We start from the raw sequence: 18,789 nt of genomic DNA on the forward strand, positions 1-18,789 counted from the left end.
CCGCGCGATGTGTGGCCACAGCCGGATGACGGCTCGCCTAGCGGAGCGCCTCCGCAGGGCTGCGCAGCTCCTCCGCCGCGTCGGCGACCCGCCGTATCAGCTCGAAGAAGACCCCCTGCTCCTCCGCCGACAACGGCGCCAGGAACACCTGGTTCATCCGGGCCGTCCGCACCGTGAGCTTGCGATGGGTGCGCAGCCCCTCGTCGGTGAGCCGCAGCAGGAACCGTCGCCCGTCCTGCGGATCGCGCACCTTGTCGAGGAGCCCCCGCCGCCCGAGCCGGCTGATGACCTCGGACATCGTGGACCGGTCGAGCCCCACCCGCTCCCCGACCGTGCGCTGGTCGAGCCCCGGCTCGGCGACGAGCGTGTTGAGGACCGCGAACTGCGGCGAGGTGATCTCCTCGGAGACCATCACGTTCCACAGCAGGTAGTGGGCCTGCTGCAGCCGTCGGGCCAGGTGCCCGGGGTGGGTGGAGAGGTCCACCGCGGCCATGTTCGCTCCTCGGCTCGGCTTGGTGTCGGACGTGGTCGGCATTTCGTTCGTGCACTGAACGATACCCACCGCCCACCGGAACGTGTCCAGAACCAGGTAAGCAAGTGACCTCGTGGTTCCCTCGCCCCTTGACGAGGGAGCCGACGAGTGGCAGCGTGAAGGAAACTTCACCGAAATACTCAGTGCCCTGATTAACCGGTCACCGGGCGCTCGGACGAGATGGGGCCTCACGGATGGACAAGGTGGTCGCCACAGCCCTTGAGGCAGTGGCCGATGTGCCGGACGGCGCGACCCTCGCCGTCGGCGGATTCGGGCTGAGCGGTGTGCCGAACGTACTGATCCAGGCGCTGTACGAGCGCGGGGTCTCGGGTCTCGGAGTGGTGTCGAACAACTGCGGGGCCATGGAGTCCGGCCTCGCTGTCCTCCTCGCGGCGGGCCGCATCGCCCGGGTGACCGGTTCGTACATCGGAGCGAACAAGGAGTTCGCGCGACAGTACCTCGCCGGTGAGCTGGAGGTCGAGATGATCCCGCAGGGCACGCTCGCCGAACGGCTGCGCGCGGGCGGCGCGGGCATCCCGGCGTTCTTCACCCCGGCCGGTGTGGGCACCCAGGTCGCCGAGGGTGGCCTCCCCTGGCGCTACGACGGCAACGGCGGCGTGGCGCTGGCCTCGCCGCCGAAGGAGGTCCGGGAGTTCGACGGCGTCGAGTACGTGCTGGAGCGCGGCATCCGCACCGACTACGCCCTCGTGCGGGCGGCCAAGGGTGACCGGCACGGCAACCTGGTCTTCAACAAGTCCTCCCGCAACTTCAACCCCCTCTCCGCGATGGCCGGCAAGGTGACGATCGCCGAGGTCGAGGAGCTGGTGGAGCCCGGCGAGATCGACCCGGACGCCGTGCACCTGCCCGGCATCTTCGTCCAGCGGGTCATCGCCCTCACCCCCGAGCAGGCGGCCGACAAGAAGATCGAGAAGCGGACGGTCTCCGCCTCCGCGGCAGAGGGAGCGGTGAGCGAGTGATGGCCTGGACCCGCGAAGAGATGGCCGCCCGAGCCGCACGTGAGCTGGAGGACGGTCAGTACGTCAACCTCGGCATCGGTCTGCCGACACTGATCCCGAACTACCTTCCCGCCGACGTCGAGGTGATCCTGGAGTCGGAGAACGGAATCTTGGGCACCGGCCCCTACCCGACCGACGACCAGGTCGACCCCGATCTGATCAACGCGGGCAAGGAGACCGTCACGGTCCTGCCCGGGGCCTCGTACTTCGACTCGGCACTGTCGTTCTCGATGATCCGCGGCGGCCACATCGACGTCGCCGTCCTCGGCGCGATGCAGGTCTCCGCCGGCGGCGACCTGGCCAACTGGGCCATCCCCGGCAAGATGATCACCGGTATCGGCGGTGCCATGGACCTGGTCCACGGCGCCCGTACGGTCATCGTGGTCATGACCCACACCGCCAAGGACGGCTCGGCGAAGATCCTCTCGGAGTGCGCGCTGCCACTGACCGGCAAGGCGTGCGTGAACCGGATCATCACCGACCTGGGCGTGCTCGACGTGACCGACGAGGGCCTGGTGCTGGTGGAGACCGCGCCCGGTGTCACCGTCGAGGAGATCGTCGCGAAGACCGCAGCCAAGGTGCGCATCCCCGAGGAGATCCAGTCATGAGCAACGGTCCGAGCAACGGTCCGAGCAACGGTATGAGGGACGGCTTGAAGGACGTCTACATCGTCGACGCGGTCCGCACCCCGATCGGCCGCTACAACGGCTCCCTGGCGGGCGTGCGCCCCGACGACCTGGCCGCGCACGCCATCCGTGAGCTGCTCGCCCGTACGCCCGACCTCGACCCGGCACGGATCGAGGACGTGTACTTCGGCAACGCCAACGGCGCCGGCGAGGAGAACCGCAACGTCGGCCGCATGGCCGCGCTGCTGGCCGGTCTGCCCACCTCCGTTCCGGGCGTCACGGTCAACCGCCTGTGCGCCTCCGGCCTGGAGGCCGTGATCCAGGCGGCCCGCGCCATCGCCCTCGGCGACGCCTCGATCGCCGTCGCCGGCGGTGTCGAGTCCATGACCCGCGCCCCGTACGTGCTGCCCAAGAGCGAGAGGCCCTTCCCCGCCGGGCACACCGAGCTGTACTCGACCACACTCGGCTGGCGCATGGTCAACCCGAGGATGGCCCCGCAGTGGACCATCCCGCTGGGCGAGTCGGCCGAGCTCATCGCCGACAAGCACAAGATCAGCCGGGAGCAGCAGGACGAGTTCGCCCTCTCCTCCCACCGCAAGGCCGCCGCGGCGCAGGCCGGGGGTCTGTTCGACGGCGAGATCGCGCCCGTCTCCCTTCCGCAGCGCAAGGGCGACCCGGTCGTCTTCGGCGCCGACGAGTGCGTACGGGCCGACGCCTCACTCGCCGCGACGGCGAAGCTGAAGCCGTCGTTCCGCATGGCCGACGGGACGGTCACCGCCGGCAACGCCTCACCGCTCAACGACGGTGCCGCCGCCCTGCTGCTGGTGGACGAGGAGGGCCTGGCGGCCACCGGTCGCGAGCCGCTCGCCCGCGTGTCGGCGTCCGGGGTCTCCGCGATCGACCCGCACTACTTCGGACTCGCCCCCGTCGAAGCGGTTACGCGTGCGCTGGCCAAGGCGGGCAAGGGATTTGGTGATCTGTCGGTCCTGGAGCTGAACGAGGCGTTCGCCGCGCAGGTGCTCGGCTGTGTCGCCGAGTGGCCCGAGTTCGATCCGGCGATCCTCAACCCGCAAGGTGGTGCGATCGCTCTTGGCCATCCGCTGGGTGCGTCGGGTGCCCGGCTCGCCGGCACGGTCGCCCACCAGTTGGCCCGCAAGGGCAGCGGTGTCGGCGTCGCCACGCTGTGCATCGGGGTGGGACAGGGAGTCGCCCTCGTCCTGGAACGTTGAGCACCGTTCGTGACCGCAGGCCGTCTGTGGCTGGTCGCGCAGTTCCCCGCGCCCCTTAGGGGGCGCGATCCGAGCCCTGACTTCGACGAGACCGACAAAAAAACTTCAGGAACCCCCATGACTCTCACCCAAGCGGACATCGACCAGGAAATCGCGGCCGAGCACGCCGCCTACGAGAAGCGGGTCGCCGACGGTGCCCCCGTCGAGCACCAGCCGCGCCGGGACTACGCCCCGTACCGGTCCTCGGTGCTGCGGCACCCGAAGCAGCCGCCGATCTCCATCGACGTCTCCAAGGACCCGGAGCTGGTGGAACTGTCCTCCCCCGCCTTCGGCGAGCGGGACATCACCGAGATCGACAACGACCTGACCCGGCAGCACAACGGCGAGCCGATCGGTGAGCGCATCACCGTCTCCGGCCGGCTGCTCGACCGCGACGGGCGCCCGCTGCGCGGCCAGCTGGTGGAGATCTGGCAGTCCAACTCGGCCGGCCGCTACGCCCACCAGCGCGAGCAGCACGACGCCCCGCTGGACCCGAACTTCACGGGCGTCGGCCGCACGCTGACCGACGGCGACGGGCACTACCACTTCACGACGATCCAGCCGGGCCCGTACCCGTGGCGCCAGCACCTCAACGCCTGGCGGCCGGCCCACATCCACTTCTCGCTCTTCGGCTCGGCGTTCACCCAGCGGCTCGTGACACAGATGTACTTCCCGAACGACCCGCTGTTCCCGTACGACCCGATCATCCAGTCGGTGACGGACGACGCGGCCCGGCAGCGGCTGGTCGCCACCTACGACCACAACCTGTCGGTGCCGGAGTTCTCGATGGGCTACCACTGGGACATCGTGCTCGACGGGCCGCAGGCCACCTGGATCGAAGAAGGGCGCTGACCTGCCATGACGAAGATCGACACAAGCCGTCCCGAGACGGTCCTCCCGACCCCGTCCCACACGGTGGGCCCCTTCTACGGCCACGCCCTGCCCTTCCCCGGCGGCGGCGACATCGCCCCGGTCGGCCACCCGGACACCGTCTCGCTGCAGGGCTACATCCTCGACGGCGAGGGCAACCCGCTGCCGGACGCCTTCCTCGAACTGTGGGGCCCGGACCCGGACGGCAACGTCTCCCAGGTCGACGGCTCCATGCGGCGCGACCCGGCGAGCGGCGGCTTCCTGGGCCGCAACGGCGTGGAGTTCACCGGCTGGGGCCGCGTCCAGACCGACGCCAACGGGCACTGGACCGCGCGTACGCTGCGGCCCGGGGCGCGCGGGAGGAACGCGCCGTACCTCAGCGTGTGCGTCTTCGCGCGCGGTCTGCTGGTCCATCTGTACACCCGGATCTATCTGCCGGGCGACGAGGCCGCGCTGGCCTCCGACCCGCTGCTGGCCCAGGTGCACGAGGCGCGCCGGGGCACGCTGATCGCCGAGGACCAGGGCAACGGCACCTACCGTTTCGACATCCGCCTTCAGGGCGAAGGCGAGACGGTCTTCCTGGAGTTCCAGTGACTTCTGCTGACGCCGACACCGGTCTGCTCGCCCCCGGGTGGGCCGGTTCCCCGGCAGCGGCCTCGACGAGCGACACCGCCTACCTCCAGGCGCTCCTCGACGCCGAGGCCGCGCTGACCCGCGCCCAGGCCGCGCTGGGGCTTGTCCCCGCGGCGGCCGGGGCCGCGGTGACCTCGGCCGCGGACGCCGCCGGCTTCGACGTGCGCTCGCTCACGGAGCGCGCCCGCGGTGGCGGGAACCCGGTGATCCCGCTGGTCGCCGACCTCACGAAGGCGGTCGGCACGGAGTACGGCCCGTACGTCCACCGGGGCGCCACCAGCCAGGACATCATGGACACGGCGACGATGCTGATCGCCGCACGCACCCTCGACCTCGTGCTGGCCGACCTCGGCGGTACGGAGTCCGCGCTGGCCGCGCTCGCCGCCGCGCACCGGGACACCCCGATGCCCGGGCGGACACTCACCCAGCACGCGGTGCCCACCACCTTCGGCCTGAAGGCGGCGGGCTGGCGCTCGCTCGTCCTCGACGCCAGGGACCGGCTCGCGGTTGTACGGGCGAGTCTGCCCGCGCAACTCGGGGGCGCTGCGGGCACGTTGGCGGCCTTCACCGTCTTCGGGGCGACCGACACCCGCGCGCTGAGCGCGGCCTACGCCCGCGAACTCGGCCTGTGTGAACCCGCGTTGCCCTGGCACACCCTGCGCACCCCGATCGCGGATCTCGCCGGAGCACTGGCCTTCGCCGCGGGCGCCCTGGGGAAGATCGCGGTGGACGTCCTCACCCTGGCCCGTACGGAGATCGCGGAGGTCGCCGAGGGCAGTGGAGGCGGTTCGTCGGCGATGCCGCACAAGGCGAACCCCGTGCGGTCCACGCTGATCGCGGCGGCGGCCCGGCGGGCGCCCCAGCTGGCGGCGACGTTGTACGGGGCGCTGGCCGCCGAGGACGAGCGGCCGGCCGGGGCCTGGCACGGCGAGTGGGAGCCGTTGCGCGACCTGCTGCGGCTGGTCGGGGGCGCCGCCCGGGAGGCGGTGGAGCTCACGCGGGAACTCCGGGTGGACGCCGGCACCATGCGCCGGCACCTGGACCTCACCCATGGGTTGATCGTGTCCGAGCGGATCGCCGCCGAGCTGGCGCCGGTGCTCGGACGGGCCCGCGCCAAGGAACTGCTCACCCAGGCCGCCAGGCGGGTCTATACCGAGGGGCGGCCGCTGGGCGAACTGCTCGCACAGGAGCCGGAGTTGAAGGACATCGACCTCGCGGACCTCACCGATCCGGCCCGCTACACCGGCTCCGCCGGAGCCCTCACCGACCGTGCCCTGGAGCGACGTTGACCGACAAGCTGCTCAACCACCGTGCGGAGGGCCCGACTTCCGCTCCCCCGCTGCTGCTCGGCCCCTCCCTCGGCACCTCCACCAAGTTGTGGGACAAGGTGGCCCCCGAGCTGTCGATCACCCACCGGGTCATCCGCTGGGACCTGCCGGGGCACGGCGACTCCCCCGCCGACCTGATCGGCCCGGGTGCGACGGTCGCCGACCTGGCCGGACTCGTGCTGGCCCTGGCGGACTCACTGGGTGTCGAGCGGTTCGCGTACGCGGGTGTGTCACTCGGCGGCGCGGTCGGTCTGCGGCTCGCCGCGCACCACCCGGAGCGGGTCTCCTCCCTCGCCGTGATCTGCTCCTCGGCCCACTTCAACGGTGCCAAGCCGTGGCGGGAGCGGGCGGAGCTGGTGCGCCGGGAGGGCCTGGGCGGCCTCGCCTCGACGGCCGACTCCCGTTGGTTCACCTCCGGTTTCACCGTCCCCGAGCTGGTCGACGACCACCGGAACGCCGACCCGGAGGCGTACGCCGCCTGCTGCGACGCGCTCGGCGCGTTCGACATCCGCGGGGACCTCCCGAAGATCTCCGTGCCCACGCTCCTCGTCGCCGGCCGCCAGGACCCGGCGACACCGCCCGCGCATCTGCGGGAGATCGCGGACGCGGTGCCGGGGTCGTCGCTCACGGAAATCCCCGGCGCGTCCCATCTCGCTCCCGCCGAGCGTCCGGAGGCCGTACTGGCCGCGCTGCGCGGGCACTTCGACGGATACGCCAAGCGCGGTATGGAGGTGCGCCGCCAGGTCCTCGGCGACACACACGTGGACCGCGCCCAGTCCCGCCAGACGCCTTTCACCGCCCGCTTCCAGGACTTCATCTCCCGCTACGCCTGGGGAGAGATCTGGACCGACCCGACGCTGTCCCGCCGCGAACGCAGCATGATCACGCTGACGGCGCTGATCGCCCACGGCCACTACGACGAGCTGGCCATGCACGTCCGGGCGGCCCGCCGCAACGGCCTCACCCCGGAGGAGATCGGCGCCGTACTCCTGCAGACCGCCGTGTACTGCGGTGTCCCCGCGGCCAACTCCGCGTTCGCCAGCGCCCAGCGGGTGCTCGCCGAGGAGGACGAGCAGCAGGGCTGACACCCGGCCGAAGCCCTAGCCGATCCGGGCGAGTGCCTCCCGCGCCTGCCGGACCAGGCCGTCCGCGCCGCAGGATTCGGCCAGGGTCAGGCCCCGGGTCAGTTCGGAGGTCGAGCGGGTGGCGATGCCGTATTCGACGCGGGCCGCGGCGTGCTCGTAGGCGGCGGGTGAGGCCGCCAGGAACGTGACCGCCTTGGCGTACAGGGAGGCGGCCTGTTTGCCGGTGGCGAGGTGGGCCTCGACACGGAGGGCCTCACCGATGGCGGTGTCCGTGCCGAAGCGTTCGGCGCGGCGGCGGAGCGTGGCGGCGAGTTCGGCGGCACGGCGCGGGTCCTCGGTGGCGAGGGCACGGGCGAGGGCGCCGCCCCAGGTGGCGGAGACCGGGTTGTGGTGGCATCGGGCGGCCGTCGCCTTCTCGGCCGCCTCCAGTTCGTTGATGCCTTCCTTGGTCCGGCCCACCGCGAGCAGCAGCCGTCCCCGTACGGAGCGGGGTTCGGGCATCACGATGGTGGACGGGTACGGCGGCGCGAAGTTGTACTGCTCGGCCACCTCCCAGGCCTCCTCGACGTGCCCGCGCACGAGCAGCGTGTCGACGAGGTTGCAGGTCGCGCTCCAGTACAGGGGCAGTCCGCGGCCGACCCGCTCGGCGAGCGCCAGCGACTTGCGCAGCGAGGCCTCCGCGTCCTTGAGCCGGCCCCGCATACGGTGGACGAGCCCGACATGGGCGTGGGCCAGCGCGAGGTGGCCGCCGCTCCACCCGGCGCACTCGTAGGTGCGCAGGGCCTCCGTGCACAGGCCCTCCGCCCGGTCGAGCCGGTCCGCGTAGGCGTACGCGACGGCCAGCAACAGCAGCAGTTCGATGCCCCACTCGGTGTCGGTCCAGCCGAGCCCGGGCGCGAGGCGGCCGTTGACGAGGGCGCGGTCGCAGAACTCGACGACCTCCTCGGCGTTCTCGCCCCGTGTCATGGCGTCGTAGCCGCGCAGGATGAGCAGGGCGCGTTCGGAGTTGTCCCTGCCCGTGCAGCTCGCCGTGAGGGCGGCGAGCTCCTGGGAATGCGCCGGCGGGAGCTCCTCGCCCACGTGGATGGTGTCCCACATGTAGCGCACGGCCTGGAGCCGCATCCGGGCGGGGCCCGGTTCCTGCCGGGCGAGTTCCGCGTCGACCGTGCGGACGGCCTCGTCCGGCTGGTTGTCGTGGATGAGTACCTGGGAGAGGCGGAAGACCGCGTTGATTCGCTCGGCGCTGCTGAGGCCCGGTTCGGCGAGCGCCGAGCGGAGGTGGTCGACGGTGGTGGCGGGTGAGGTGAGGAGGGTGGCGCAGCCCAGTTCGTACAGGACGCGGGCCCGGACGTCCGGCAGCGGCGGCTCCTTCAGGGCCCGCTCCAGACAGCGGCGGGCGGCTTCGGGGGCGCCCACGGCGAGGTGTTCGGTCGCGGCGGCCCGCAACTGCTCGACCAGATCGGCCTCGCCGTCCGGGTGCACTTCGATGAGGTGGCGGGAGGCCGCGGCGGCACCGCGTCCGGATTCGGTGACGGCCGTCGCGGCGACGCCGTGGAACGCGGTGCGGATACCGGGCGGGATCGAGTCGTAGACGGCGGTGGCGATCAGCGGGTGCACGAACTCCAGGTCCCCGTCGTCGGCCTGACGGTTGGCCGGATCGGGCTGGGTGAGGATTCGGGCCGCGGTCAGCAGCTCGGCGCAGAGCACGGCCTTGTCCCGGTCCAGGCGGGCGAGGCGGGCGACGAGGTCCACGGTGATGCCGGTGTGGAGGATGGCCGCCGCCCAGGCGAAGCGGGTGGCCTCGACACCGAGGTCTTCGAGGCGGGCGACGAGTCCGGTGCCGCGTGCCGAGCGGTTCAGGTCGCGCAGTTCGGCGGCCCGGTCCTCGACCGGGTCCATCGCGCTGTCCCTCACCTTGGCGAGGAGTTCGACGGTGTTGTAGGCGTTGCCACCGGTCACCGCCCACACCTCGCGGCAGAACGGGTCGTCGGCGTGCCGGCCGACCGTGGCCCGGGTGAGCCCGGCGGTGGCCTCGGGGGTGAGCGCGCGGAGCGTGGAGACCGGGCGGGCCTTGGCGGCGATCTGGGTGAGGTGGCGGGCCCGCTCGCCTGTGGCCTCGCCGGGGCGGCGGGCCAGCACGACCAGTACGCACATCTCGCTCAGGCGGTCGGTCAGGGCGGACAGCCAGTGCAGGGTCTCCTGGTCGGCCCAGTGGACGTCGTCGATCAGCAGGACGAGCGGCCAGGCGCGGCGCACGAGCCGGTTCACCGCGGCGACGATTCCGTCGCACACGCCCTGCGGGTCGGCCTGGCCCTCGCCTGGTTCCGCGAGTCCGAGGGCGGGTCCTGCGATGTCGTACCAGTCGCCCAGGTACTCGCGGGTCTCCTCCTCCATCAGACCGAGGAGCGCGGGCTGCAGCAACTGCCGTACGACGTTGAAGGGAACGGAGGTGACGGTCTCGCCGCCGCGTGCGTACCATGCGGTGCAGCCGCGTTCCTCGGCGATACGGCGGGCCTCGGTGAGGAGGGCGGTCTTGCCGACGCCCGCCTCGCCGCTGAAGACCAGGACGCTGCCCGGGGATGCCTTGTCGACGCGCAGTTCGTCGATCGCCTCCGTGATGGCGGTGATCTCCGCGTCGCGCTCCCACAGGGAGGCCGAGGCCGCCGCATCGGGCCGTGCCTCCGTCATCCCGCTACCTCCCCAGGTCGCCCGAATGATGTACCGGTCATTGAGCGTAGCCCCACGGCTGCCGAAGTGGAGGCTGGTCCGGGCACCTATTGCCGTGTCGGGTGACATCGGGCGGCCGACGGGCGACGCATCCGGCCGCCCACCTGTGGAGTTGAAGGTGATGGACAGTCAACTGCCCGTGCTTCGAGGCCGGTTTTCCGGTTTCCGGCGTCGGCCGGTCCATGAGGACGTACACCTCGTTCGCGCCGGCGTTCTTCTTCGGCCGGTGGGCGCCGCGTCGTTCGGGCGGCTCGGTGACCGGATCGGGCGCCGGGGATCGGTGCCCTCGCCCCCCTTGGCTGCTGACCTTCCTCCGGATGCTCCAAGATCTGTCCACGGACGGGGCGTTCGGGGGCGCGGTGTCAGTGATGACGGAGTTCGCGCCACCGGGCCGACGGGGGCTGTACGGGTCGTGGCGGTCGTTGACGGTGGCGCCGGGGCTGTTGGGCGCCGCGAAGGAGACGTACGCGTTCACGGTGCTGGACTTTCCGACCGCACAGGGCCTCCCGGGCACCGAGCCGCTGAGCACGCCGGGGGTTGCCCGCGCGGGGGGGGTGCGGTGCGGTCGCCGGTGCGGCTGGTCGTCGTGGAGCCGTCCGGGGGGCGGTTCCCGGGTGGCCGCCGGGGAAATCAGGCGGCGAACACGCCAATACCGGTCCCCTCTCATCCGGTTTTCACTCCGGCCTCATACGGTTGCCCCATGACGCAGGTGACTCCTCCCGGCTGGTACCCCGACCCCGGGCAGACAAGTGACGCGCCCGCCACCGAGCGCTGGTGGGACGGCAAGGCGTGGACGGACCAGGTCCGCCCCGCCGGTTCGGCCCCCACGGGGTTCGGTCCGCCGGCCTATCCGCCGGGCGCCGCACCGTATCCGCCGGGGCCCGGGGCCCACCCCGGGTACCCGGGGTACCCGGTCGCCGCTCCGAAGCGCGGCCTGCGCACCGGGATAGCCGTCGCCGTGGCGGCGGCGGTCCTGGCCAGCATCGGGGTCGGCGTGTACGCCCTGACCAGCAACGACGGCGGCAGCGGCGGCAGTACGACATCCCAGGGCCCCGGCGGGCAGAACGGCCAGGGCGGTGCCGACGGCGGCCGGGGCGGGTCGGGTGGATCCGGTGGGTCCGGTGGATCGGGTGGTTCCGGCGGCCAGAGCCCGGCGCCCGGCGAGTCCGCGCTGCCGCCGCAGGAGGAGGGGTACGCCACCGACGCGGCCAGCGGCATCAGCATCCCGGTGCCCGACGGCTGGGTCACCTCACCCCTGCGGATCGGCGCACAGGTGACGACGGAGGCGTCGTACGAGTGCCCGGCCGACCCCTCGAAGACGTGCACGCGCGGCGGCGCGTACTCGATGCCCGCCGAGCTGCTGGAGCTGAAGGCGACCACGGCGGAGGCGGCGGCGAAGGAGGACATCTCCAAGAACGCCGAGGACGCCTACGGCAGCGAGGGCTACGGAAAGATCACCTCGCACGAGGAGCTGGCCTCCAAGGCGGTGACCGTGGCCGGCGAGAAGGGCTACTACGTCCGCTGGAAGGTGATCACGGGCAAGGGCGACGACGGTTATGTCGAGTCGCTGGCCTTCCCGTCCCCGGCCGACTCCTCGCAGCTCGTCGTGGTCCGCTTCGGTATCGACGTCAGCGACGAGGCGCCCGGACAGTCGGTCATCGACACGATCACCAAGGGCATCAAGGAGGCGCCGATCAGCGGGGGCGGCAGCGGTCAGGACGTGTGACTCCGCACGCCCCGGACGACCCTCGCACCTGCCGGAACAGACCGGAAAAGCCGGCCGGGCGGGGTTCCTCTCCGCTCCAGAGGAACCCCACCCGGCCGGGGTTGCGCGCCGCCCCCGTCCCCACGGTGCGGCGCGACCAGGTCGTCGTCCGGTCAGTTGACGGACGGCGGCCTGAGTCTCACGCGAGGCCGAGCGTCGGGAGCACGGCCGCCTCCATGAACTTGGTGATGTACGTCTCGTCCGCGTCCTGCCCCTCCAGGACCGGGCGGGCCCGCAGGACGCCGAAGATCTGCGCCGGGATGAACTCCAGCGCCGGGTGGTCCGCGGGGACTTCGCCCCGGGCCACCGCGCGGTCGACCAACGCCCTGAGCGCGTCGATCTCCGGCTCGACCAGCGCGTCCCGCAGGGCCGCCAGCAGTTCCTCGTCCTGGACGACGGCGTGGCCGAGGGCCTGGAACAGCCGACCCTCAAGAACGTAGCCCTCGCCGGCCCGCCGGGCCACTTCGCGCAGGTCACCGGCGAGCGTGCCGGTGTCGATCCCGGCGAAGCGGACGCTGCGGCGGGCGCGCAGCGCCGCCGCCACGAACTGCGGCTTGGTCTTCCACTGCCGGTAGAGCGTCGACTTGCTGCACCGCGTGCTGGTGGCGACGCCTTCCATGGTCACCGAGTCGTAACCGCACTCACGGATCTGTTCGAGTACGGCGTCGAAGAACTCCTGCTCGCGCTCGGGCGTGAGCTTGGAGCGGCGCGAGGCGACTGCCGTCTCCGGCCCGTCCGCTGCCTGCGACGTCATGACTCGTGTCTCCTTCGGTCGTCCCCATGCCGAAAGGCCTGTCGAAACGCCACTGTACCGGAACGCCTCCGTATCGGTACAGTGACGTATCGATACCCACCCGTTTCGGTACGAGGGCGTATCGGTACACTCACGTATCGGTACTACCTCGTATCGGTACGTCTGCGTATTGATCGCCAGTACCTCCATGGGAACCAGCGCCACCGGCGCCGTCAGCGAAAGGGCCGGGGATGGAATGCCGCACCGAGCCTGCGGAAGAGCCGGCCGCCGCCGTATCGCGGCCGCCCCTCGTCCGTGAGTTCCTGCTCGTCGCAGGGCTCTTCCTCGTCTACAAGTTCGGCCGGGCGCTGGCCAACGGCCATACCGCCGAGGCCTTCCGCAACGCCCAGGACGTGTGGGACCGGGAGCGCGCCCTGGGTCTGCCGGGCGAGGGCTCCGTGCAGGCCGCGCTGCTGCACAGCGACACGCTGGTCCACACCGCGAACGTCTACTACGCGACCGTCCACTTCCCGGCCACCGCGGCCTTCCTGGTCTGGCTCTATCTGCGGCGCCCGGCGCACTACGTCTGGGCGCGCCGTGTCCTCGCCGCCCTCACCGCCGCCGCCCTGTTGCTGCACCTCGCCTTTCCGCTCGCCCCGCCACGGATGCTGGACACCGCGGGCCTCGTCGACACCGGGCAGGCGTACGGGCCGACGGTCTACTCGGCGACCCCGGCGACCGACTCCATGGCGAACCAGTTCGCGGCGATGCCCTCGCTGCACTTCGGCTGGGCCCTGATGGTCGCGATCGGTCTGATCGCCGCGACCCGCTCCCGGTGGCGCCTGCTCTGGCTGCTGCACCCGCTGGTGACTCTGCTGGTGATCGTCGGCACGGCGAACCACTACTGGCTGGACGCGATCGTGGCGGGCACCCTGCTGGCCGTCGCCCTGGCCGTCATCCAGCTCCCGCACCGGACGGTCACGACCGCCGGGCAGCGCTCCAAGACCCTCGCACCGGCCGAGGAGCCCGTCCTGGTCGGAGCGGGCCGATGAACGCCACCCTCGTCGCCGTCGCCCTCTCCCTGGTCTCCGCCGCCGCCTACGCGGCCGCCGCCGTGGCCCAGGAGCGGCTCGCCTCCCGCAGCGCCGGCACGGGCGTACGGCGGATGCTGGCCACCGGCGCCTGGTGGAGCTCGGTCGCGCTGAACGCCGGCGCCGCGCTGCTGCACGTCGTGGCCCTCAAGTACGGCCCCCTCACCGTCGTGCAGCCCCTCGGCGCGCTCACCCTCGTGGCCGCGGTGCCGCTCGGGGCGCGGGTGGCCGGGCGGCGGGTCACCGCGACGGAGTGGCGGGGCACCGCACTCACGCTCGCGGGCCTCGCCGCGATCCTGGTCGTCGCCTCGGGGCCCGCCCCTGACGATGTGCTCAGCGTGCCGGAGGCGCTCGCCGTGGCCGGTGCCACCGCCGCCCTGATCGGGTTTCTCTCCCGTCCCGGCAGCAAGCCCGGGCTGCGCCACGCCACCGCCTCCGGCATGGCCTCGGGCGTCGCCTCCGCGCTCACCCAGACGGTGACGGTCGCCGCGACCGACCGCTCGGGGTCCCTCCTCAGCGTCCAGGTCGTCGGCGTGACCCTCCTGGTCGCCGCGTTCGCCGTCGGCGGGCTCCTCCTGTCCCAGACGGCCTACCGCAGGGGCCTGGGCGCGCCCCTCGCGGTCGTGACCCTCACCAACCCCCTGGCCGCCGCCGTGATCGGCGTCTCCCTCCTCGGCGAGGGCCTTCGGGGCGGTGTCGCGGGGGTCCTGCTGGCCGTGGCGGGAGCGGCGGTGGCGGCGCGGGGTGTGGTGCTGCTGACCCGGGTGACACCGGTCGAGCACCGGCCACCGGAGCACGCCTTGGTGGACGAGGACCACCCGGTGGCGGCCGTCCTGGCCCTGGAACCCCACGACGCCCCGGCAGAACCGTCCCTGCTCCCCCGCCGGCCGCGGCCACCGGCGGCGGGACACCTCACTCCCCTCTGAAGCCGGGGGGATCGGCGACTACCGGCACTGACACGGTGCCGGCCCCCCTTCGGCGCCCCTCGGCGCCCCTTGAGGCTGTAGGCCCCAAGGGGCGCGGGGGAACCGCGCGATCAGCCACGTACGGCCCGCGGCCGCCCGACCACAGCTCCCCCGGACTCTCGGGCTCTACGGCTCCATGGCTCTACGGCTCTATGGCTCTACGGCTCTACGGCTCTCGGGCGTCCTTACCGCCACCCCAGCGCCGGATCACTCACCCCGGCCCGCCCGTTCTCCACGTGTCCGGCGAACCTCCGGAGGAACCCCCCGTCGGCGGTGACGGTCAGGTCGTACCAGCGCCGGCTCGCCCGCAGGTCCACGACCTGTCGGACGGTCGCCCCGGCCCGCACCCTGACCGTACGGGCCCGGCCGCCGTACGCACTCTCGACCTTCAGACTCACCGTGCCGGAGCCCTTGTTGGTGAAGGTCAGCTCCACGTCCTCCCCGACGTGCCGCGCGGTGACCTCCGGCCCACCCGTCCTCCCCGGTCCCTTGAAGACCCGCAGGAAACCGTTCGGACCGTGCACCGTCAGGTCGTACGAGCCTCCCGAGGACGCGGAGTCCCACGTGTCCGACACGGTCCTGCCCGCTCCGGTGGTGTACGTCCACGGCCCGTCCGTACGGTTGCCGGACGTGACCAGGAACGCCGCACCGGCCTTGCCGCCGGAGGCGAACGTCAGGGTGAAGGTCCCGGCTCCCGCGTTCGCCGAACCGTCCACCCTGGGCGCGTACTTGAGCGGCCGCGCCGGACGCAACCCCCGTTCCTGCCTCGGCATGCTCGGGTCCGCCGGCACGGCCGGCTTGTAGTCGGGGTGCCGTTCGCGGTCCTGCGGCTCGTACTCGTCGGTGCCCGGCAGCGCGGCGGGCCGGCTGTCCTTGCGGGAGAAGTCGAACGCGGAGGTCAGGTCACCGCAGATGGCACGCCGCCACGGTGAGATGTTCGGCTCCTTCACCCCGAACCGGCGCTCCATGAACCGCACGATCGAGGTGTGGTCGAACGTCTCCGAGCAGACGTAACCGCCCTTGCTCCAGGGCGAGACGACCAGCATCGGTACGCGCGGGCCGAGACCGTAGGGGCCGGCGACACGGTTGGCGTCACCCTCGTAGAGGTCCGGTGACACATCCACCGTGGACTTGCCGTGGGACGCGTCGCGCGGCGGCAGCGGCGGCACGAGGTGGTCGAAGAAGCCGTCGTTCTCGTCGTATGTGATGAACAGCGCGGTCTTCGCCCAGACGGCCGGGTTGGAGGTCAGCGCGTCGAGGACCTGCGAGATGTACCAGGCGCCGTAGTTCGAGGGCCAGTTGGAGTGCTCGGAGAACGCCTCGGGCGCGGCGATCCACGAGATCTGCGGCAGCTTGCCCGCCTTGACGTCGGCCTTCAGCAGGTCGAAGTAGCCGTCGCCGGCCTTCGCGTTCGTACCGGTGCGGGCCTTGTCGTACCACGGGTCGCCGGGCTTGGCGTTGCGGTACTTGTTGAAGTAGAGCAGCGAGTTGTCGCCGTAGTTGCCCCGGTAGGCGTCCTGTATCCAGCCCCACGAGCCGGCCGCGTCCAGGCCGTCGCCGATGTCCTGGTAGATCTTCCAGGAGATCCCGGCCGCTTCGAGGCGCTCGGGGTAGGTCGTCCAGTCGTAGCCGAGCTCGTCGTTGCCGAGGACGGGTCCGCCGCCCTTGCCGTCGTTGCCCGTGTACCCGGACCACATGTAGTAGCGGTTCGGGTCGGTCGAGCCGATGAACGAGCAGTAGTACGCGTCGCAGACGGTGAACGTGTCGGCGAGGGCGTAGTGGAACGGGATGTCCTCGCGGGTCAGGTACGCCATCGTCGTGGTGCCCTTGGCCGGCACCCACTTGTCGTACTTGCCGCCGTTGTAGGCGGCGTGCCCGTCCGGCCAGCTGTGCGGCAGGCCCTCCAGGAACTGCATGCCGAGGTCGTCGGCCTCGGGGTGGAACGGCAGTACGTCCTTCGTGCCGTCCGACTGGTGCCACACCGATCTGCCGTTGTCCAGCGTCACCGGGTGCGGGTCGCCGAAGCCCCGTACCCCTCGCAACGCGCCGAAGTAGTGGTCGAAGGACCGGTTCTCCTGCATGAGGACGACGATGTGCTCGACGTCCTCGATCGTGCCGGAACCGTGGTGTGCGGGAAGCGCCGCGGCCCGCTGGATGCTGGCCGACAGTGCGCTGAACGCCGTTGTGGCGCCCGCGACTTGGAGGAATCGCCGCCGGTTGACTTCAGGCATGGGTGGATGACCTCTTGTCCTGACGTGGTGCGTCGGATGTGACCTGTGCGAAAGGAATGGTCCAAGAGGAACGAATGCCGGGGAAGGGTCCGTGGCGCGGGTATGACGGGCGGGGGTCCGCCGTGCGAACAGCGCCGGGTGAGGGACGCCTGTCTCCACTCGGGACCAGACAAACGAGGGCCTCCAGGACGGCCGTTCCGCAGACCTTTCTGGCGCCGATGGAGGTCGGCTCGGAGACCTCACCGGCCGCTACGCCACCAGCAGTTACAGCCGACTCGGCTCCGGTAGCCGGACCGTGGTGCTGCGTCCGGATCGCCACGGGCGGCCGAGCACGGGCACCGGATCACCGCGGCCATCGCCTGCCACGTGGCCCGCGCCGACGGCACCGATCAAAAGGGGCTCCAAGACCGGACGAAAACCCGTGGACCGGGGCAGAACGGGCAGTGAACATCACCTGGTCACCGACGCCACCGGCTTCCCGCTCGCCGTCACCGTGACCGGCGGCAACCGCAACGACGTCACCCAGTTGATCCCACTGCTGGAAGCCGTGCCGCCGGTGCGGGGCGAGCGTGGCCGGCCCAGGCGCCGCCCGGACGCAGTACTGGGCGACCGCGGTGACGACCACGACAAGTACCGCCGCCTGGTCCGGGATCTCGGCGTGGAGCCGCTGATCGCCCGGCGGGACACCGAGCACGGCTCCGGCCTGGGCAGCCAACGCCGGGGCGTGGAGCGCGCGTTCGCCCACCTGCACTGGTTCCGCCGCCTGCGGATCCGCTGGGAGATACGCGACGACACGTACTGGAGCCAGTCAGTGCACGCGATCCCCGCACTCCGCCGGAAACAGCGTGGCTCCTGGCGGCAGTTCGCCCGGATGCAGAGCGTTCACCCGCAGGCATGCTTCGGCAGAGCCCTCCGCGGGTGGGTATTCGAGGGTGAGTTCGCTCAGCACGGTGATGGTGCCGGCGAGATGCATTTCCGCCGCATGCACGCCGTCGGGGAGACAGCCGGCCAAGATGCCGAAGGCTGCCGTGCCGCCGCAGTCGGCGACGCACTCGCGGATCTCGAAGCGCCAGTGCGGGGCCGCATCGGCCAGCAATGACTTGCCCCTCTTGCCCAGCCCGACCAGGAAATCGGTGCGATCTCGCAGATGGTGTGCGATGGCACAACAGATGGGAACCGCGGTGCCGTCAGCAGCCACTGCCCGCGTGTACCCGGCATGCGGATAGCACGACAGAGCCTCATCAAGCAGGCCCAACGCGGTGCCCTTTGCCGCCGGGTGACCCTTCTGGGCAATGTCCAAAAGCAGCGGGGCCGCCACCACAGCGGCTGGGAACACAGCGGCACTGTGACCATGAACGATTCCACCGCCGCCGAGCAGCGAGCCGGCCTCCGCCGCCTGTACCAGGTTCGCCGCCTCGGCCAGGGCACGTAGACCATGGGCGGCACGGTCCGGTTCATACCAGTGGGGATGGCCCGGTATGGACCCCCAGTCCACCGCGTCGATCGCATCCAGCACAGCAGCATCCTCGCACGCGGCCTGCGTACCACGACTGAAGTACGCCATCGCCACGATGAAGCCCCAGGAACGATTCGGCCCTGGACACCCGACGGGACCGGCCGGCCGAGTCGTCGCACGCACAGCCAGGAGCCGCTGACACGCGAGGGGCTTCCACACCGTGGTGACGACCTGGTCGTATCCAGGCGCGGGGCGCGCGGGAACCAGGCGTCCTCGCCCGGCTTGCCGATGTTGACGACCATCAGCGGGGTGTGGTCATCGTCCAGGAACTCCTTCTGGATGCCCGCGAGGTCGACGCCGGTCATCGGGCCGGCGTCGAGCCCGGCGGCGCGCACTCCGATGATGAAGTAGGCGGCCTGCAGGGCGGCGTCCATCGGGGTGGGCAGGTGGTCCATCGGCACAC

At 71.6% G+C, this 18,789-nt stretch carries 15 protein-coding genes and 3 pseudogenes; 12 read left to right on the plus strand and 6 right to left on the minus strand.

Going from position 1 to position 18,789, the window contains the following annotated elements; translation table 11 throughout:
* Positions 1-37: 37 nt before the first annotated feature.
* On the minus strand, positions 38-493 hold the full coding sequence (locus ACWD26_RS37250) for a MarR family winged helix-turn-helix transcriptional regulator (RefSeq protein ID WP_451276989.1): 456 nt from the start codon (positions 491-493) through the stop codon (positions 38-40).
* 233 nt (positions 494-726) lie between these two features.
* On the opposite strand from ACWD26_RS37250, the gene ACWD26_RS37255 reads away from it, so the two are divergent.
* From ACWD26_RS37255 to pcaDC, 7 genes are all read left to right on the plus strand, one after another.
* Entirely contained in the window at positions 727-1,509 is a 783-nt protein-coding gene (locus ACWD26_RS37255) for a CoA transferase subunit A (protein WP_451276991.1), read from the plus strand.
* Positions 1,509-2,156 carry a CoA transferase subunit B gene (locus ACWD26_RS37260; protein ID WP_451276993.1) on the plus strand — a complete coding sequence of 216 codons (648 nt, stop codon included), beginning with the start codon at positions 1,509-1,511 and terminating at the stop codon, positions 2,154-2,156. The genes ACWD26_RS37255 and ACWD26_RS37260 overlap by 1 nt, the downstream gene beginning before the upstream one ends.
* 44 nt (positions 2,157-2,200) lie before the next feature.
* A complete protein-coding gene (locus ACWD26_RS37265) occupies positions 2,201-3,403 on the plus strand; it encodes a thiolase family protein (RefSeq protein WP_451277040.1) in 1,203 nt (400 codons plus the stop codon).
* A 117-nt stretch (positions 3,404-3,520) separates the two neighbouring features.
* A complete protein-coding gene (pcaH, locus tag ACWD26_RS37270; RefSeq protein ID WP_451276995.1) occupies positions 3,521-4,294 on the plus strand; it encodes a protocatechuate 3,4-dioxygenase subunit beta in 774 nt (257 codons plus the stop codon).
* A 6-nt stretch (positions 4,295-4,300) separates the two neighbouring features.
* Positions 4,301-4,906, plus strand: a complete 606-nt coding sequence (gene pcaG / locus ACWD26_RS37275) for a protocatechuate 3,4-dioxygenase subunit alpha (RefSeq protein ID WP_451276997.1) — start codon at positions 4,301-4,303, stop codon at positions 4,904-4,906.
* Entirely contained in the window at positions 4,903-6,234 is a 1,332-nt protein-coding gene (gene pcaB / locus ACWD26_RS37280) for a 3-carboxy-cis,cis-muconate cycloisomerase (protein WP_451276998.1), read from the plus strand. Before pcaG ends, pcaB begins: the two co-directional genes overlap by 4 nt.
* On the plus strand, positions 6,231-7,358 hold the full coding sequence (pcaDC, locus tag ACWD26_RS37285; RefSeq protein WP_451277000.1) for a bifunctional 3-oxoadipate enol-lactonase/4-carboxymuconolactone decarboxylase PcaDC: 1,128 nt from the start codon (positions 6,231-6,233) through the stop codon (positions 7,356-7,358). The genes pcaB and pcaDC overlap by 4 nt, the downstream gene beginning before the upstream one ends.
* Before the next feature lie 15 nt (positions 7,359-7,373).
* On the opposite strand, the gene ACWD26_RS37290 is transcribed toward pcaDC, so the two are convergent.
* Positions 7,374-10,046, minus strand: a complete 2,673-nt coding sequence (locus ACWD26_RS37290) for an ATP-binding protein (RefSeq protein WP_451277002.1) — start codon at positions 10,044-10,046, stop codon at positions 7,374-7,376.
* A gap of 221 nt (positions 10,047-10,267) precedes the next feature.
* Between ACWD26_RS37290 and ACWD26_RS37295 the strand changes: the two are divergent.
* Together ACWD26_RS37295 and ACWD26_RS37300 are read left to right on the plus strand one after the other, a co-directional pair.
* Positions 10,268-10,540: pseudogene (locus ACWD26_RS37295) on the plus strand (MFS transporter); the annotation flags it as partial.
* A 245-nt stretch (positions 10,541-10,785) separates the two neighbouring features.
* A complete protein-coding gene (locus tag ACWD26_RS37300) occupies positions 10,786-11,811 on the plus strand; it encodes a DUF2510 domain-containing protein (RefSeq protein WP_451277004.1) in 1,026 nt (341 codons plus the stop codon).
* Between the two features lie 178 nt (positions 11,812-11,989).
* Here the strand turns inward: ACWD26_RS37300 and ACWD26_RS37305 are convergent, their stop codons facing one another.
* Positions 11,990-12,604, minus strand: coding sequence for a TetR/AcrR family transcriptional regulator C-terminal ligand-binding domain-containing protein (locus tag ACWD26_RS37305; protein WP_451277006.1), 615 nt, complete (start codon positions 12,602-12,604; stop codon positions 11,990-11,992).
* A gap of 230 nt (positions 12,605-12,834) precedes the next feature.
* Between ACWD26_RS37305 and ACWD26_RS37310 the strand changes: the two genes are divergently transcribed.
* Together ACWD26_RS37310 and ACWD26_RS37315 are read left to right on the plus strand one after the other, a co-directional pair.
* On the plus strand, positions 12,835-13,635 hold the full coding sequence (locus tag ACWD26_RS37310; RefSeq protein ID WP_451277008.1) for a phosphatase PAP2 family protein: 801 nt from the start codon (positions 12,835-12,837) through the stop codon (positions 13,633-13,635).
* On the plus strand, positions 13,632-14,600 hold the full coding sequence (locus ACWD26_RS37315; RefSeq protein WP_451277010.1) for a hypothetical protein: 969 nt from the start codon (positions 13,632-13,634) through the stop codon (positions 14,598-14,600). The genes ACWD26_RS37310 and ACWD26_RS37315 overlap by 4 nt, the downstream gene beginning before the upstream one ends.
* Positions 14,601-14,824: 224 nt before the next feature.
* Here ACWD26_RS37315 and ACWD26_RS37320 read toward each other — a convergent pair whose 3' ends face one another.
* The gene (locus tag ACWD26_RS37320) at positions 14,825-16,870 is read right to left on the minus strand and encodes a phosphocholine-specific phospholipase C (protein ID WP_451277012.1); all 2,046 of its coding nucleotides are present in this window, start codon (positions 16,868-16,870) and stop codon (positions 14,825-14,827) included.
* A 388-nt stretch (positions 16,871-17,258) separates the two neighbouring features.
* Here ACWD26_RS37320 and ACWD26_RS37325 point away from each other — a divergent pair.
* Positions 17,259-17,669 (plus strand): annotated as a pseudogene (locus ACWD26_RS37325) (transposase); the annotation flags it as partial.
* 9 nt (positions 17,670-17,678) lie between these two features.
* Here the strand turns inward: ACWD26_RS37325 and ACWD26_RS37330 are convergent.
* A complete protein-coding gene (locus tag ACWD26_RS37330) occupies positions 17,679-18,386 on the minus strand; it encodes a hypothetical protein (RefSeq protein WP_451277042.1) in 708 nt (235 codons plus the stop codon).
* Positions 18,387-18,542: 156 nt separating this feature from the next.
* Positions 18,543-18,760 (minus strand): annotated as a pseudogene (locus ACWD26_RS37335) (malonic semialdehyde reductase); the annotation flags it as partial.
* Between the last annotated feature and the right edge of the window lie 29 nt (positions 18,761-18,789).

The sequence above is a fragment of the Streptomyces sp. NPDC002787 genome, assembly GCF_053592095.1.